The organism is Stenotrophomonas sp. CASM106 (assembly GCF_049384825.1).
Classification (GTDB): domain Bacteria; phylum Pseudomonadota; class Gammaproteobacteria; order Xanthomonadales; family Xanthomonadaceae; genus Stenotrophomonas; species Stenotrophomonas muris.
Window position 1 is genome coordinate 459,773 of the sequence record NZ_JBMRFS010000003.1, and the last position, 14,042, is coordinate 473,814.

Below are 14,042 nucleotides of genomic sequence, written 5' to 3' on the forward strand. Positions count from 1 at the left end.
AACTAAGGGGCCTCTCCCGCCTCGGTCGGTGAAGCGCTCGAAAGGGCAGCTTCCTTCACAAGTGCATTCAGTGTTTCGCGAGCGAATACTTCCAATGCCTGGAGGTGCTGTTCCCTTTCCAGGGTGTCGAGCGTTCGGAAACTGGTAGCGTAGTGCCCGGCCTTCGTGCGTGGTGCATATTTAACGGCGTAACGGAAGCCAGTGCCATCTGCGCCATTCTCGAAGCCGGCTTCAAAGCGCATAAGGTGGTACGGTGGAGAGCGATGTTCTGTATGCCAGGTAATAGAAGTTACGAAGTACCCGCTATCCAGCAGACTCTTGTATTCAGGAGAGACAGCCAAGTTTTCGCCAGACATTGCGACACTTCGTACGAATGACAGAATTTCAGACTGCGCTCCTTCATCGTCCTCTTCAAGTAGAAGCTCTTCATCTTCATCTGCCTTGACTCCTGGTGATACTCGAACGTTCGATACGGTTCTGTATGTGTATCCAGGGAGCTTCGCTATCAGTGTCGTGAAGAATCTCGTGCGAAGTTCAGGCGATAACGTGGTTACCTCAATCTGAGTTGCCTCCACATCCTTCTTCTTGATTTGGCCCAGCTTTTCCTGCAGCTGTCCGATTACATGGCGTGCCTTCTCGTTGGCGGGCATTCTGACAGCCAGTTTGCCATCAGAGATTCTTAGTTCAATGCGCGCGTCTTTCGGCTGGCGCTGCGCCAAGCGCGTCTTGGAGAAGTCAAACTCTTCGTAGTCAATCTCCAGAACCGCAGCATCGGCGCCCGCAATATTGAACTTGACGGACTCTGAGCCGTTCTTCTCGTCTTTGTAAGAGCCGAGGACAGTCTTCAGGTCGTCCGTGGTCACAGCGACGTCAAGCGTCATCGTGGTGGTCTTTTCGCCGCGATTTGATGGTTGTCGACGTTCGATTATGTCAACAATATCAAAATAGTCATGGGGCAGGATTGATAGCTTATCAGCAATCTGCTCTCTTGTCTCATTCGCGGAGTAGAAGATTCCCCTGTCTCTTGCTAGCTCGCGCAATACGGGTAGGGTAATGCGCTGCTTGCTGGAGACAAGTAGGTCGTGAATTTCACGGTCTGTTGCGCTAAGAATTTCAATCCTACGCCTCATATTCCATTCCTATTTCAACATTGGAAAATGTTGATTTGACTTGAGGGATGTTTGACAATTCTATGGAAGTGATGCGGCTTCCTAGTTCGTTGCTGTCTTCAGCGCCATTGGTCATCTCCTCCACATAGCGCTGAGAAGCTTTCTGGAAGTTGGCGTTGATTGCTTTGTCAGCGTCGAATGATTTTATGCGTATCCGGCGGTCGTCATCGAACGCCCCGTGCTGTCGGAGATAGTCCAAGAGATACATGAACTCATCGGTGGTCTCTCCCTTCCTTTTATAGAAGACGACCATGCCGGGGCCTTCTTTGGGTGCCTTGTGTTCAAGGATTACCCACGGTGAAGTAAGCATTTCGAGGGTCGCGGCAACGGCGCTATCAGGCTGAACGTTTGCTCGACTGGCAAGCTGAGGGAAATAGAAGTTGCAATGCTCTGCTGCAGGAAGCTTGTCGGTTCCTGCGGAGCCGCGCATCTGCCGAATATCGTAGCGAATGTTGTCCAGCCAGAAAACTTCCTTCGGGCCGAGTACGACAATCTTCGAGTCCAAAGGAATCTGGATTTCGCTTGATTTAACAAGCTCTAAATTGCTGCTGAAATTAGAGTCATACTCCCCATCATGGTTGTAGACGATGAGGAGGCCTGTGACCGTGTAGGTCACGTGGTCATGTGCGTAGTATTTCCTCCACTCTTCGCTCTTCTCAGCGCACGATACCTGCTTTGCAAGGCTCTCAATCGCGCCTCTAATAGCGGTCGACGTTATGCTTCCCTTTGCGTAGCTCTTCAGGTCGCACTGTAGATACGTGCGGCGCACAGAATAGGGTTCATCGTAGAAGTAGACGACATCTGATGGGTGTGTTTCTACATTGTGCGCTTCAGGTGTTGCGCAGCTCCAGTTGACGTTGGTTGGGCCAACCTTTTTCCACAAGAACTCGGCAAACAATTCATCGCAGAGCTTCTCCGCCATCTTTGCCGTGTTGACAGTCTCGCCCATCTCTCACTTCCTCTGTGACACGTAGGTCTTCACGTTAATCTAACAGAGACGACCAATTAGACAAGCCGGCTTAGGCCGGGGTGCAGCAAGGCCTGCCTGAAGAGGCGCTCTGGTCGTCTAGTCGACAACCGCCCGGAGCTACGGGCGGGCTTAGAGTACATCCCAGATTGAAGCGCGCTGACCGTATGGTGCCTGGACCGCATGCCCCGGTCAGTACTGGACCTTGCCAAGACTACCGAGCGACTTAAGAAAAGGGGCATCAGCCTCCCTGTACTCGACAAAGCTGTGGATGAGACCACGTCAGGAAGGCTGGTGTTCAACTTACTTGGAGCCTTCGAAGGGTTCGAGGCGGACATGCTCGACGAACGCCAAAGAGAGTGAATCGCTCGCGCTCAACAGAAGGGGGGCGCTCTTCTTGAACCCAAGAGGGCGCTCACGGGTGCAGGGGAGGAGCATATTTGTAGGGTGAGGCTGAGGCTGAGGCTGAGGCTGAGGCTGAAAGAGGGAGTCGGTACCAACTGACTGAGCCATTCTTCGTTAGACGTAGCAGCGTGTACCGTGCCCTACAGGCCGGCACTACGGCTTAAGGACTTCAAGTAGAGCTTCACGCTTCCTGGCTCGGAGCGCTCGAAAGCGGACCAATAAGGCCTCTTCCTGGGCATTACTGGCACGTAGCTCGCCTTCCTTAGTGGCCGCAGGCTCGGCTACGGCGCTCAGGCTGCCGCAAATGAGTTCGTCCAAGGACCTGTTCAAGGCATCACGTAGGTCAGCCAAGACACGGAAGCTGGGCGTTTCGCGCCCATTCTCCCAGGCCGAAACCGAAGCCTTGGTGACACCAATAGCAAAGCCCAGTTGCTCCTGTGTCAGGCCGGAAGCTGCCCGCGCTTCCCGCAATCTATCGCCAAAGCTCTTCATTTCGGTTGCCTGCTGAACTAGGCAACCAAAATATGGAGAGTCCACACCGCTGTCGTTCGGCTAGGCTTGACTCCGTGTGTTCGGACTATCCATACTTCTGCGGTGCGGGCATCCCAGACAAGCTAACCCGGTAGAAGCATTTGATTGTTTGCGCGGGAAGGTGCACTCGAATGCCCCCCGAAACCCTCGCCTATGAGGAATTAGAGGCGGCTGACTGGCCCGTAAGGTGCTTGTGAGTCAATCAAAGTTTGCTAGGGCGGGATACAGCCATCATTCGATAGGGGTCGTCTATGAACGGGAATGAGTCGCCCTCTGGCAGTACCGCAACGTTCGTGCTGCCAGACCACATTCGCAAGAACCTAAAGAAGTGCCAACGGCACGCACCTGGTATGACATGCCTAGAGTGCGGATACACCGGTCTCATGGGCATCAAATCCAGCTGGAAGCCGTGGTACGCAACTTGGTGGGGAAGCACGCTTCTCTCAGCCGTAGCGGCATGCGTCGCATTTGTCCTGTTCGGTGGCATTGGGATGGTGGCTGCATTCGTTGTTGGTGCCCTGGTCAGCGGATTGGCGATGTCTGGAAGCCGTGACATCTACTCCTGCCCGAGTTGCGAGGCAGACCTCCAGCGCCGCTGAGCGGGCTTCTCTTCTCTTAGAACATCCTTGCGCTGAAGGAGAACCATGCGCGCCGTCTTTCCTATCTGCACCGTACTACTTCCCATCCTCCTCGCTGGTTGTGACCAGCTCACGGCGATGGCTGGTCCGAGTGAAATGGTCTCATTCGGATTCATTAGGCCGACGTCATGCGAGAGGCGTGGCCCTGTCAGCTTCAACTGTGTGATGCGCAATCACATGAATGCTCCTAGGGAGGCCAACATGGAGTGTGCTGGTTTCGACGGTCAGAAACGCATGGTTGGTAGACCCAAGAATGTGCACGCAATGTTGGGAGTTACCTTGATGCCAGGAGAAGAGCGAGTTGCCACTGTCTTCTATGAAAAGGGGGTCGTCCGCTTGGTATGCGTAGATGTGAAGGACAGCATCCCAACATTCAGTAGGGTGGAACAGCTGATTGCCGACCCTGGTGCCAACGACATCACCTCAGTTCTTGCTCTATAGCGGGCAAGTGGGACAGCGGAAAACAAAGCAACATCCGAGCTAAAGGCTCAACAAGTTTGGCTTTTCGCGGGTTCACGCAGATAGGGACTCCTCTCAGCGGGGAGCGTAGCTGCTAAGCGAAGCAAAAAAATCCCCATGTTCTTACATTCATTGCATTCAAGGACAACTCATATGCTGACCCGGCTCGCCATAGTGGCTTCCCTTGCAATTGTTCCACTGCCCTCGGTGGCACAAGGGCTTCTTACCGTTACCGGTCAGTGGGAGTACCGCGACGCATCCCGAATGGAAACGGACGAAGGACTCAACGTCTGCTTTCAGTTGGATGCCGCCTCAGTGGCACGGAATCCGCAGTTGCAGCAATTGGGAGGTGCCTTGTGCCTTTCGAACCCCTCGGACGCGGCCAAGCTTCTTGGAGTCGTACCGTCCGGGCAGAAGCCAGGATGCAAGTACGTAGCAAAGGGAACGGCAAGCGTTGTACTAGCCAATGTCAAGTTGCAGCCCGAAGATGAGATGTATGACGAGCGCATAGAAGCTCGCCTCATGCAGGTGCGGGTGAATCGTGTGACATCCCCACTTGGCAGTGACTGTGACCGCCGCAGCACCTCGCAGGGATTCGCCTCTATCAACGAGGCCATCGCTGCACTAGGAACTCATCCAGGCTATGTAGGTGTGTCGGCGTCAGATTTCGTGCGTATAGATGCCAGCAATGGCTACGCTGAGCTTGATGCGAGCACGCAGATGTGGTTGCCGCGAGGTGCCTCAAACATGCTGGTGACGTACTACGAAGGCAATTCCGGTTTGCATGAGCTGGGCGTCTATCGGTATGAAGGGGGCCGGTGGCACAACGCAAGTAGTGATGTGCTGCCTGGGTACACCGAGAGCGCCAAGCACTTCAAAGGGACCAACTTCTACTTGGATAGCAGCAACGGAAGGCCGGTACTGAGAAGCCTTCCGGGGAGGGAGGCATGGACTTACGCAAATGGTCGCTTTGCGCGGCAGAAGTAGGCTTAGCTAGGGCCGCGCTGGTCCTAGCCTAGCCGCTACGGCTCGGCGTGGCAGTAGTCCGCCCAGTCTTGCATCAGTGGGATTCGCTTCTTGAGCATTTCCGAGCGGAAATAGGCCGCCTCGGTCTTGGATTTGACGACATGGCCGAGCGCTAGCTCTGCGGCCTCTCGGCTGTGATGGGAGACCTCCGCAGCCCAGTCTCGGAAGGAGCTTCGGAATCCATGACAAGTCTGCCCCGGCCGTAGCGACTTCAGAAGTTTCAAGGGCGCCGCAGTCGTGATGGGCTTGCCTGGCTTTCCAGGAAACAGGAAATTGTCCCCGGACGTCGGAAGGTGGGTCAGTAGAGCAACTGCTTGGGTCGACAAGGGGACGGTGTGGTCCCTTCCAGTTTTCGTGCGTGCCCCCGGAATCAACCAAGTTCGGTTGTCCAGATTGAATTCGGCCCATCGGGCCGCTGATGCCTCGCCTGGTCGGGTTGCTGTAAGAATCTGGAGCCGCAAGCAGGATGCAGAGAAGTCCGCCCTTGGTGCCAGCTCCCGCATCAAAGCTGGCACTTCGTTGTAGTTCAACGCAGCTCTGTGCACGACCTTTTTAACCTTTGCGGGAGAGGGGAGCAGGCTCCGTAGATTTCCTCGCCACGCGGCAGGGTTCTCGCCTTGGCGAAAGTTGTTGGCTTTCGCCCAATCCAGCACTCGTTCAATGCGCGCTCTCACCCTGGTGGCCGTTTCAGTCTTTGTGAGCCATATGCGCTCCAGCACGTCGCGGATGTGCTCCACACTAATGTCCGACACCGGAATGTCCTCAATGCCGGCGCAGTATGTACTGAGGGTCGACGTCCATTGAGCCTTGTGCTTGGCGTTTCGCCATTCGTGCTCATGAGTCTCAATGCAGCGTCGTGCACACTCTCCGAAAGTCAATTGTCTGGCCAAGCCACGCCGCGCTGCTGCCAAGGCATCTCTCTTGGCGCGGAGGGGGTCTATACCTGCTGCGAGGTCGGTTCGGAGCTGCTGGGCGCGCTGCCTCGCTTGCGCGAGGCTTACATCTCTGGCCGAGCCTAGACCCAAGTCTTTCGCTTTCCCCGTGAGCCGGTCTCGGTAGCGGAAGACCCAAGTCTTACGGCCGCTGTTCTTCTTGACGTACAGATATAGGTTGCCGCCGTCACTGTGTCTGCCAGGGCCTGCGTTTTTGACTGCCACTGCTGTGAGCATTGCCTGATGTTGTTCCCATCGCTGTTCCCTACATGGTAGCCTGGCTGAGTGGGGACGGTCTAGGCTTTATTTGTATTTTTAAGCTGTCAAGTGTTTGATTTATAAGATTAAATGTGAGTTTTGAAGATGGCCTGGAAATAATTTGAATTATGGTTTGGCAGACACTCTCTCCGCCAAGAAGTTCAGAAGAGCCCCTGGAAGCAGGGGCGTTTCTGTTTCTACGGCCCTTGCTGGCCAGCCATCCGGCAACCAAGGTCAGGTGAACGAATGAACCGGTGCATTCCTCTGACAAACGGGGAATTGCTTCATTCAAGGACGTAATCGTTGCAGGTGCACAAGCGCTGACGTTGGCGCCGGGCAATTTGAATGTGCCAGACACCCGCGCTAGGCTTCGGATGCCCAAGGAGGGCGACCAACGGAGTCATGGCATGAAGATTGGATTCAAGCTTTCTGTTGCTGTTGCGGCCTGTGCGTTGACCTTTGGAATCAGCAGCGCCACGGCGAAAGCCCCTGGCCCATGTTCCGTCTGCGAGGTCCAATACATTGCGTGCGAGGCGTCAGGTACAAACTTGAGTATCTGTACCCGCAACTATATGCAATGCCTGCGTCTGAACGGCTGCATTATCCCGTAGCAGGGCGCGGCGGGGACGTCTGGGGACCTTGCGATACCCTGCAACCTTGCCACCCTCCAGACAAAAGCCTCGGTCCTGCCGGGGCTTTTTCGCTTCCGGAAACGCCATGGCGCGCATCGTGCCGGGGGCGAAACCGAGACGGTGCCTATGTGCCCTGATGCAGGCAGGCATATGTGGAGGGAGCGGCATTCAGCCCCGACGCCCACCTGTTGGCTTGTTGTGGCACAACGGGTAACTCGAGCACGACCGGAAAGCCCCATGTGGCCCATTCCGGTCCACGAATACGCCCACCCTGCACACCGGGCAGCGCTCATCGTGGATGGCCGCGCCTGAAATCGCGGTTACTTCCACTGCCCCGTCCTTCACCAGCTCATCCAGGAATGGCGAGTGCTTGCCCTGCAGGGTGAACATCGCGACCGACCGTCGCGCACGCGTCAGCGCGACATAGAACAGGCGCCGTTCTTCGCTCAGCGGATAGGTATCGCCGTCCGGCATTGCCAGCGAAAGCACCGGGTCATCCGCGCGCAGGCTCGGGAAGCTGCGGTTGATCATGCCCGGCAGGATCACGTAGTCCGCCTCGCGCCCCTTCGATCGATGTGCGGTAAGGAACTCGACGTCCATCGTGCTGCCGAAGGCCGTCTTCCAATCCGAAGGCATCGCACCGCGATCCGCGCGATACCGCCCCAGAACAAAGACCGTCACGCGCCCGGTGCGGCCCTGCGGCACCGCACCTGACAACAGTTGCTGGTGCAGCTTCGCAAGGTACTGGCGAACGCCATCCTGCACCTCCTCGCGCCGGTTCATCTGGAACGCCTGCAGCACCGGGCGCATTGCCGGCGCAGCAGAGCGAACGTTTTTGGCGATCTGCGCGGGGTTGCGGCTGATGAAGCGGCTGGAAACATCACACAGTGCCTGTGGGCAGCGGAACGTCTGCTCCAGTTTCAGCACCTGGCCATGGCCCATCCATTCGCGGAATCCAGTCATCACCGCAACGTCGGCGCCAGCGAAGCGATTGATCGATTGCCAGTCATCGCCCACCGCAAACAGATGGCGGCCCGGTTGGCTGACCAGCGCACGGCAGAGGCGCGCGCGGGCGCGCGATGCGTCCTGGAATTCGTCGGCCATCACCAGTTCGTAGGGCGATTCATAGTGGCCCTGTTCCAGCAGCCCGGCCGCCATGTTGAGCATGTCCTCGAAATCGATGCTGCGCTCGTCAGCCAGTGCGTTGTCCCAGGCCCGGAAAACCGGCCCGGCGATCTCCAGGAAGCGCCGGTAGCGTTCCTTGAACTGATCCTCGGGCATCTGCCGCAGGCGCGCCGCCATATCGTCCAGTGTCAGGCAGTTGCTCTTGGCATGGGCAATGAAGGTGCGCATCAGGCCAATCAGGTCTGCGTCCGGCATCGGCTTGGCGCCTTGATCAGGCAGCTCGCGGTCCGGGTTCGGGTCGAGCTCGACATCAGACGCGCCAAGCCGCTCGGCAAGATGCTGCAGGGCCTGTCCACTGCGCAGGCCAAACGACGTCGTCTCGACCAGAGCGGTGCCGCGCGCCACATGCTGCTGGCGCTTCCAGTGCATCCCTTCGCTGTAGTTGGCAAAGTGCTTCGGCGGCTGGCCATCGGCATCCAGCGCAAAGTGCTCGTGATACAGCTGGGCGTCCGGATAGTAGAAGTCCGGGCGATACTGGCGATGGGTGTCTGTCGCGGTATCGAATTCGTAGCGCCGCTCGTAGTCGTACGCCACGCCGTTGTAGAACAGCCAGTCGGCGATGACGCACTCCTCCAGGCTCTTCACCCGCTCACCCTTCAGGGTGCGGATGTAGGGCGTGCCATCGCGGTCGTAACCATCGGCCATCATGTCGGCACCGAACGGCGGCAGGTCGCGCCCGAACACCAGGCGGAACATGTCCCACTGGGTGCGGAAATGGGTCGAGTGGTCCTTCAGGTCGTCCACCAGTTCGGCCAGCTTGTTGAAGCCCAGCGTCGCGTCGACCGCCCATTCCGGGATATCCGGCTTGCGCCCTGTGGCTTTGGCGATGATGGACAGGCCCAGGGCGTGGAAAGTCCGGGCTTCCACCACGGTGTCGCCCATGCCGAGCCGGTCGAAGCATCGCTGCGCGCGCTCCTTCAGCTCCTGGGCGGCGTCCTTGTTGAAGGCGAGCATCACGATCCGTTCGGGTTCGACAAAGCCGCGGTCGATGGCATACGCGGCCTTGGCGACCATTGTGGAGGTCTTGCCAGAGCCGGCCGCGGCCACGACCTGCACCCGGTTGTCGAAGCAGATGACGGCGCGGGCTTGTTCCTCGGTCAGGGGCTTGCTCTCGACCCGGTCCAGGAAGTCCTTGGCCAGCACCCGCTCGCGCTCTGCCATGGTCGCGTTGGCCTCGGCCCAGACGGCGGGCCAATCCAGCTGCCAGTCGTGCAGGGCGTCCAGCGCCATGCGGTGGCCGGGCGCGTGCAGGTCGTCGTGCACCTCCTCGTCGAGGAACAGCTGCTCCAGCTCGGCGGGCGGCAGGGGCAGGGCGGGGCGGTCGGCCAGCAACGCCTGCTGCTGTTCGTGGGTGATCCAGCGGCGTCCGGTGGTGCCTCGGTCGGTAAGCGCGTCTGCTTCGGCCAGCCACGCCTGGATCTGCTCCAGGATCGTGTCAAACAGGGCCTTGCGTCCCCGTGTGGTGCGCGCAAAGCGCACCTGCTGCAGCGCCGCCGCAAGCCGGGAGCCCTGGCTGTTGGGCAGCCCATCCACGGACAGTGCTTCACCGCGCTCGGTCGTCAGTTCGACCCGGGACCAGAGCACGCCGCGAACGACCCGCACGCTGTGTTCGTTCGCCACATGCTGGTGGTATTGCCTGCCGTCGATCAAAAGCGCGAGCTGTTCGCCATCCAGCCGCAACTGCCAGTCCGGCGAGCGGGTCACACGCTGGCCCCAGCCCGAGGGGCGCCATTCCATAGACATCCAGATACTGCCTTGCGTACGTCACCGGGCGTAAAGTGCCCTTGCCGCCCCATGATAAGGCCGCTTGGCATGGCACGCTGGGTTTCCGGTCACTCGCGCACGCGCGCCAGCGATGGCATTGCACCCTCGCCGGCGCGGCAGGCGTCAGGCGTTCACATCCACGACAATGCGGCCACGCACCTTGCCGGGGATGATCTGCTCATGGACATCCAGCACCTCGGCGAGGCCGATCTGCTGCACGGTGCTTTCCAGCTTCTGCGGGTCCAGGTCGGTCGCGAGCCGATCCCAGGCGCGCTGGCGAACCTCTTGTGGGGCATTCACCGAATCCACACCCGCAAGGGTCACGTTGCGCAGGATGAAGGGCAGCACCGAGCCGTGCAGTGCATCGCTCTGGGCCAGGCCACAGGCGGCCACGGCACCGCGGTACTTCGTTTCGGCGATGGCATTGACCAGCGTTGGGCCGCCGGCCACATCCACCACACCGGCCCATCGCTCGGCACTCACCGGCCGCTCGCGCGGCTCCGAAAGCTGCGCACGATCGATGATCTCGGCCGCACCCAGGTTGTGCAGATACTCAGCATGCTCCGGGCGTCCGGTGGCGGCCACCACGCGATAGCCCAGCTTCGACAGGATCGCCACCGCGATCGAGCCGACGCCACCGTTGGCGCCGGTCACCAGCACATCGCCCTTCTCGGGCGTCACGCCGGCATGTTCCAGGGCGAGCACGCACAGCATCGCAGTATAGCCAGCGGTGCCGATGGCCATGGCGTCGCGGGTGCTCAGGTTGCCGGGAATCCGGTTGAGCCATTCGCCGCGTACGCGGGCGCGCTGTGCCAGGCCGCCGTGGTGGCCCATGCTCAGGTCCCAGCCATTGAGCACAACGCGGTCGCCTGGCTTGAAGTCGGGCGTGCTGGATTCCAGCACCACGCCTGCCAGATCGATGCCGGGAATGAGCGGGAACGTCCGGATGACCGGACTCTTGCCGGTGAGGGCAAGCGCATCCTTGTAGTTGAGCGTGGAGTACTCGACCTGTACCAGGACGTCGCCGTCCACCAGGTCGGCTTCATTGAAATCGACCAGTTCCGTGGATACGCCGTCGTTCGTCTTGCGGGTCAGCAGTGCCTTGAAACTCATGGTGGGGGCTCACGTTCAGTGGATGGCCCCATGCTAGGCTCGCACCGTTATCGCAACAAGAACGACGATTTCCCGTAGGTACTATGGTTTTCCGGAGTATGCATGCGTAGCAAGCGTTGGGATGGCAAGAGCGGTTGCGCGGTGGAAGTCACGCTGTCGGTGATCGGCGGCGTGTGGAAGCCGATCATTTTGTTTCACCTGATGACCGGCAAGCGGCGTTTCATGGAATTGACGCGACGGGTGCCCAATGCCACCCAGTCCATGCTCACCAGCCAGCTGCGTGAACTGGAAGCCGATGGCGTGGTGATCCGCCACGTGTACCCGGAAGTGCCGCCGAAAGTGGAATACGAGCTGTCCGAGTTCGGGCGCACGCTGGTACCGGTGCTGCTGGCCATGCGCGAGTGGGGCGAGACCTATCGCGGCCATGGAAGCACGGAAGGCGATTGCCAGAGTTGAAGACACTTTTGGCTCTGCGCGAGCGCATTCTGGATGCGCCCGCGCCTGGATGGCTCAGGCCGGCTGCGCTTTCCGGCCCTGCACCACCCGGGTGGCCAGCAGTGCCAGGGTGACCAGCGCGGAGGCGATTGCCAGCCACAACAACAGCAGGGAGTTGTCCGCTTCGCCCGCGGCCACAGCCACAGCCACCGATGGATCCTCGGCGTTGTAGCGGATATCAATCTCTTCCGCCTCGTCGGTGGCACGCATCCGATTGCCAAGGTCGTTGGAGACCGCGATCTTCTCGACGCGTGATTGGCCGTCTTCGGTTTCGAACTCGACATTCAGGACGAAGTTGCTCTTTCTGCCCCTTTTCTCATCCCAATGCACCTCGGTGACGAGGCCCACTGCATCGCGCCCTTCGGCACCGTCAGTGAGGGCATGACGGTGATGGTCGTTGTAGGCGGCCACGGAAAGTGCGACCGCCACGCCAGCGGCAACAAGAATGTTGCGCCAGGAAGTGAATTCCATAATGAGCTCTTGATCCATTGAGGTCGGCGACTATAGTCCTCACCTCGCGGATCTCGTACGAAAATGGCGTGGCGCAGACATTTCGTTGTGATCAGATCGCGCTCGAATGTGCCTGTGGGCTCCTCCATGCAAGCGTTCCCGGTGTGCATCCAGCGCGGAACGTCTGTGCTCGAGCTGAGGACGAAGGCCGTGCGTATTGCGACTTTCTGCGCGATCACCACAGCCGGTGTGTCGCGTTCGGCTCGATGTGATCGTTGGGCAGCACGCGCAGGCAGGCGCGATGTACCAACGAAACACGTCAGTCGGTGGACGGTTCGCCATCCTGTGACGCAACCAGCGTAGGAACGCGTCAGCGCGGACTTTTCCTACTTTGCTTCGGTGATGGAGTGCGCCCATCATCGCCGCGCCAAGGCACTCGCCCTGGCCGGGATTGGCGTCCCGAACTTACGTACCGCTACCGGTCGCGATTGCAGCCGAAGCTGCAACCGCGACAATGCACCGCCTACCGGCTCATGGTGGACGGTGCGTGGGGATCTTCCGATCCGCCGGCTTTAGCGGTACGTATCCGGCACGCCAACCCGCACCGTCCGCCACCTTGCATCTGCAGGTGGCCACATCGTGAGGTTGCCGTCATGCCCGAACGTCTTCCCGACCATCCCCGCCTGCACGCGCTGCTGGGTGCCGCTGTACTTGATCTTCCCGCTGCCTTGGCCGAAACGCTGGAGGACGCGCTCCGCGAATCAGCCGAGTTCGTCACCCCATCGGCATTCTTTGCACAACTGAAAGGCCACGGCAGGAACCTGCGCGCTGATGGCGAGGCCTGGAGTGAAATGTGCCTGAGCCCCGGCCGCGCCTTCGACATGGCCCTGGCGACCCGCAGCGTTTCGGGCATCACGGCGTTGACCGCGGTGCTGCATGCCACGCATGTGGCACGGGAGAACGACGATCCTGCCTGCTGTCCCTCCGCCGCCGTGGTCGAAGGTCTGTTCAACGCCTGCCAGGCGCTGTCGCTGCAGGTGGAACGCTGCCTGGTGCCGTGAAGGGCTGCGACGCGGTTCCTGTTCCGTTGACGCCCGGTTCCCTATAGTGGCGCTGGAACCCTGCAATGGAATGCCCATGCACGTGATGTCCCCCGGCCGTTGCCTGACGCTTGCACTCGCCGTCGCAACGAGTGCCAGCGCGTGTGCACGGCCGCCGTCCACCGAACACGAAAGGAATCCCGCCATGTCCGGCGCACCCCAGACCGGCCGCACGATCAACGGCCACACCTATACCGATGCGCCCGTGGACGTGAAGCTCGGGCCGAACACTTTCCGCATTCCGGCCAACTACCTGGACAGCCAGATCGCACCGTGGCCCGGCGAGGGCGTGACGCTGGTCATCGAGTGGCCGGACATGAAGCCGACGCCGCCGGGTGCCCGGGCCAATCCGCGTACGAATGATTTCCGGAAGGAGATTGCTGTTCGTATCAACTACATCGATCGCATTCCAATTGAGACTTCGCTTTCAAGGCTTTCCTCAAATGAAGCCATCACGGAGGAGGGTTCTGTGGAAAGGGAGGATCCCAGGGACCGTCTCGATCAACGCGTTGCACAGCCGGAGACCTTGGGCCTGACGCCCTATGCAATCGATGAAGCGAAGATGGTGTTGTACGCGAAGAAGTACGAGGCCCGGTATGGGAAGCCGCCTGTCCGCAATCCGGCATTCGAGCGCGACTGGTATGTTGCACGGGACGGTGCTGGGGGACTGACAAGCTTCATCAAGTGCGATAGCGCAACGTTCCTGGGGGACGGAGTGCGCCTGACGCAGGATGAGGTCATTGATCTGGACGATCCTGTGGCTGCCGGATGCGTTCACTACTTTGTCGATATCTCTGACAGCCTATCCATCTCCCTGCATTACAAGAGAGCTTTCTTGAAAGACTGGAAACGCATGGAAGATGCTGTTCGCGATGTTCTTGCTGCAGCACGGACGCGCTAAACGACGAGGCTCAAGGA

The 14,042-nt window shown here is 59.5% G+C and carries 12 protein-coding genes; 5 read left to right on the plus strand and 7 right to left on the minus strand.

The annotated features are described in order from the left end of the window. Positions 1-2: 2 nt before the first annotated feature. Positions 3-1,130 (minus strand): hypothetical protein, encoded by a 1,128-nt coding sequence (locus VG556_RS09500; protein WP_100450291.1) that lies wholly within the window; start codon positions 1,128-1,130, stop codon positions 3-5. After that, positions 1,120-2,118, minus strand: coding sequence for a hypothetical protein (locus VG556_RS09505; protein WP_021202781.1), 999 nt, complete (start codon positions 2,116-2,118; stop codon positions 1,120-1,122). Before VG556_RS09505 ends, VG556_RS09500 begins: the two co-directional genes overlap by 11 nt. A 177-nt stretch (positions 2,119-2,295) precedes the next feature. Here VG556_RS09505 and VG556_RS09510 point away from each other — a divergent pair, with 177 nt between their 5' ends. Next, complete coding sequence (locus VG556_RS09510) at positions 2,296-2,499, plus strand: recombinase family protein (protein ID WP_366593616.1); 204 nt, start codon at positions 2,296-2,298, stop codon at positions 2,497-2,499. A gap of 195 nt (positions 2,500-2,694) precedes the next feature. Here the strand turns inward: VG556_RS09510 and VG556_RS09515 are convergent, their stop codons facing one another. Continuing rightward, positions 2,695-3,033: a helix-turn-helix domain-containing protein gene (locus tag VG556_RS09515; RefSeq protein ID WP_021202783.1), complete on the minus strand. Its 339-nt coding sequence runs from the start codon at positions 3,031-3,033 to the stop codon at positions 2,695-2,697. Positions 3,034-4,322: 1,289 nt separating this feature from the next. Here VG556_RS09515 and VG556_RS09520 point away from each other — a divergent pair. Continuing rightward, complete coding sequence (locus tag VG556_RS09520; RefSeq protein WP_139727311.1) at positions 4,323-5,156, plus strand: hypothetical protein; 834 nt, start codon at positions 4,323-4,325, stop codon at positions 5,154-5,156. 35 nt (positions 5,157-5,191) lie between these two features. Here VG556_RS09520 and VG556_RS09525 read toward each other — a convergent pair whose 3' ends face one another. The 3 genes from VG556_RS09525 to VG556_RS09535 form a co-directional block, all read right to left on the minus strand. Continuing rightward, complete coding sequence (locus tag VG556_RS09525) at positions 5,192-6,364, minus strand: tyrosine-type recombinase/integrase (protein ID WP_031269815.1); 1,173 nt, start codon at positions 6,362-6,364, stop codon at positions 5,192-5,194. A gap of 821 nt (positions 6,365-7,185) precedes the next feature. After that, positions 7,186-9,939, minus strand: a complete 2,754-nt coding sequence (locus tag VG556_RS09530; protein WP_100450288.1) for a UvrD-helicase domain-containing protein — start codon at positions 9,937-9,939, stop codon at positions 7,186-7,188. A 150-nt stretch (positions 9,940-10,089) separates the two neighbouring features. Further along, positions 10,090-11,079 (minus strand): MDR family oxidoreductase, encoded by a 990-nt coding sequence (locus VG556_RS09535; protein ID WP_100450287.1) that lies wholly within the window; start codon positions 11,077-11,079, stop codon positions 10,090-10,092. Positions 11,080-11,181: 102 nt separating this feature from the next. Between VG556_RS09535 and VG556_RS09540 the strand changes: the two genes are divergently transcribed. Then, positions 11,182-11,535, plus strand: coding sequence for a winged helix-turn-helix transcriptional regulator (locus tag VG556_RS09540; RefSeq protein WP_049415019.1), 354 nt, complete (start codon positions 11,182-11,184; stop codon positions 11,533-11,535). 54 nt (positions 11,536-11,589) lie between these two features. Here the strand turns inward: VG556_RS09540 and VG556_RS09545 are convergent, their stop codons facing one another. Beyond that, positions 11,590-12,045 carry a DUF3592 domain-containing protein gene (locus tag VG556_RS09545; protein WP_075076630.1) on the minus strand — a complete coding sequence of 152 codons (456 nt, stop codon included), beginning with the start codon at positions 12,043-12,045 and terminating at the stop codon, positions 11,590-11,592. A 632-nt stretch (positions 12,046-12,677) separates the two neighbouring features. Here VG556_RS09545 and VG556_RS09550 point away from each other — a divergent pair. Both VG556_RS09550 and VG556_RS09555 read left to right on the plus strand, forming a co-directional pair. Next, positions 12,678-13,085: a hypothetical protein gene (locus VG556_RS09550; RefSeq protein ID WP_100450286.1), complete on the plus strand. Its 408-nt coding sequence runs from the start codon at positions 12,678-12,680 to the stop codon at positions 13,083-13,085. Positions 13,086-13,161: 76 nt separating this feature from the next. After that, complete coding sequence (locus VG556_RS09555; protein ID WP_041863587.1) at positions 13,162-14,025, plus strand: hypothetical protein; 864 nt, start codon at positions 13,162-13,164, stop codon at positions 14,023-14,025. Positions 14,026-14,042: the final 17 nt, after the last annotated feature.

Bases quoted from the DNA above. Each gene is read 5' to 3' on its own strand.
- VG556_RS09500 (WP_100450291.1), bottom strand. From the start codon at position 1,130: ATGAGGCGTAGGATTGAAATTCTTAGCGCAACAGACCGTGAAATTCAC.
- VG556_RS09505 (WP_021202781.1), bottom strand. From the start codon at position 2,118: ATGGGCGAGACTGTCAACACGGCAAAGATGGCGGAGAAGCTCTGCGAT.
- VG556_RS09550 (WP_100450286.1), top strand. From the start codon at position 12,678: ATGCCCGAACGTCTTCCCGACCATCCCCGCCTGCACGCGCTGCTGGGT.
- VG556_RS09515 (WP_021202783.1), bottom strand. From the start codon at position 3,033: ATGAAGAGCTTTGGCGATAGATTGCGGGAAGCGCGGGCAGCTTCCGGC.
- VG556_RS09525 (WP_031269815.1), bottom strand. From the start codon at position 6,364: ATGCTCACAGCAGTGGCAGTCAAAAACGCAGGCCCTGGCAGACACAGT.
- VG556_RS09545 (WP_075076630.1), bottom strand. From the start codon at position 12,045: ATGGAATTCACTTCCTGGCGCAACATTCTTGTTGCCGCTGGCGTGGCG.
- VG556_RS09555 (WP_041863587.1), top strand. From the start codon at position 13,162: ATGCACGTGATGTCCCCCGGCCGTTGCCTGACGCTTGCACTCGCCGTC.
- VG556_RS09540 (WP_049415019.1), top strand. From the start codon at position 11,182: ATGCGTAGCAAGCGTTGGGATGGCAAGAGCGGTTGCGCGGTGGAAGTC.
- VG556_RS09530 (WP_100450288.1), bottom strand. From the start codon at position 9,939: ATGGAATGGCGCCCCTCGGGCTGGGGCCAGCGTGTGACCCGCTCGCCG.
- VG556_RS09520 (WP_139727311.1), top strand. From the start codon at position 4,323: ATGCTGACCCGGCTCGCCATAGTGGCTTCCCTTGCAATTGTTCCACTG.
- VG556_RS09535 (WP_100450287.1), bottom strand. From the start codon at position 11,079: ATGAGTTTCAAGGCACTGCTGACCCGCAAGACGAACGACGGCGTATCC.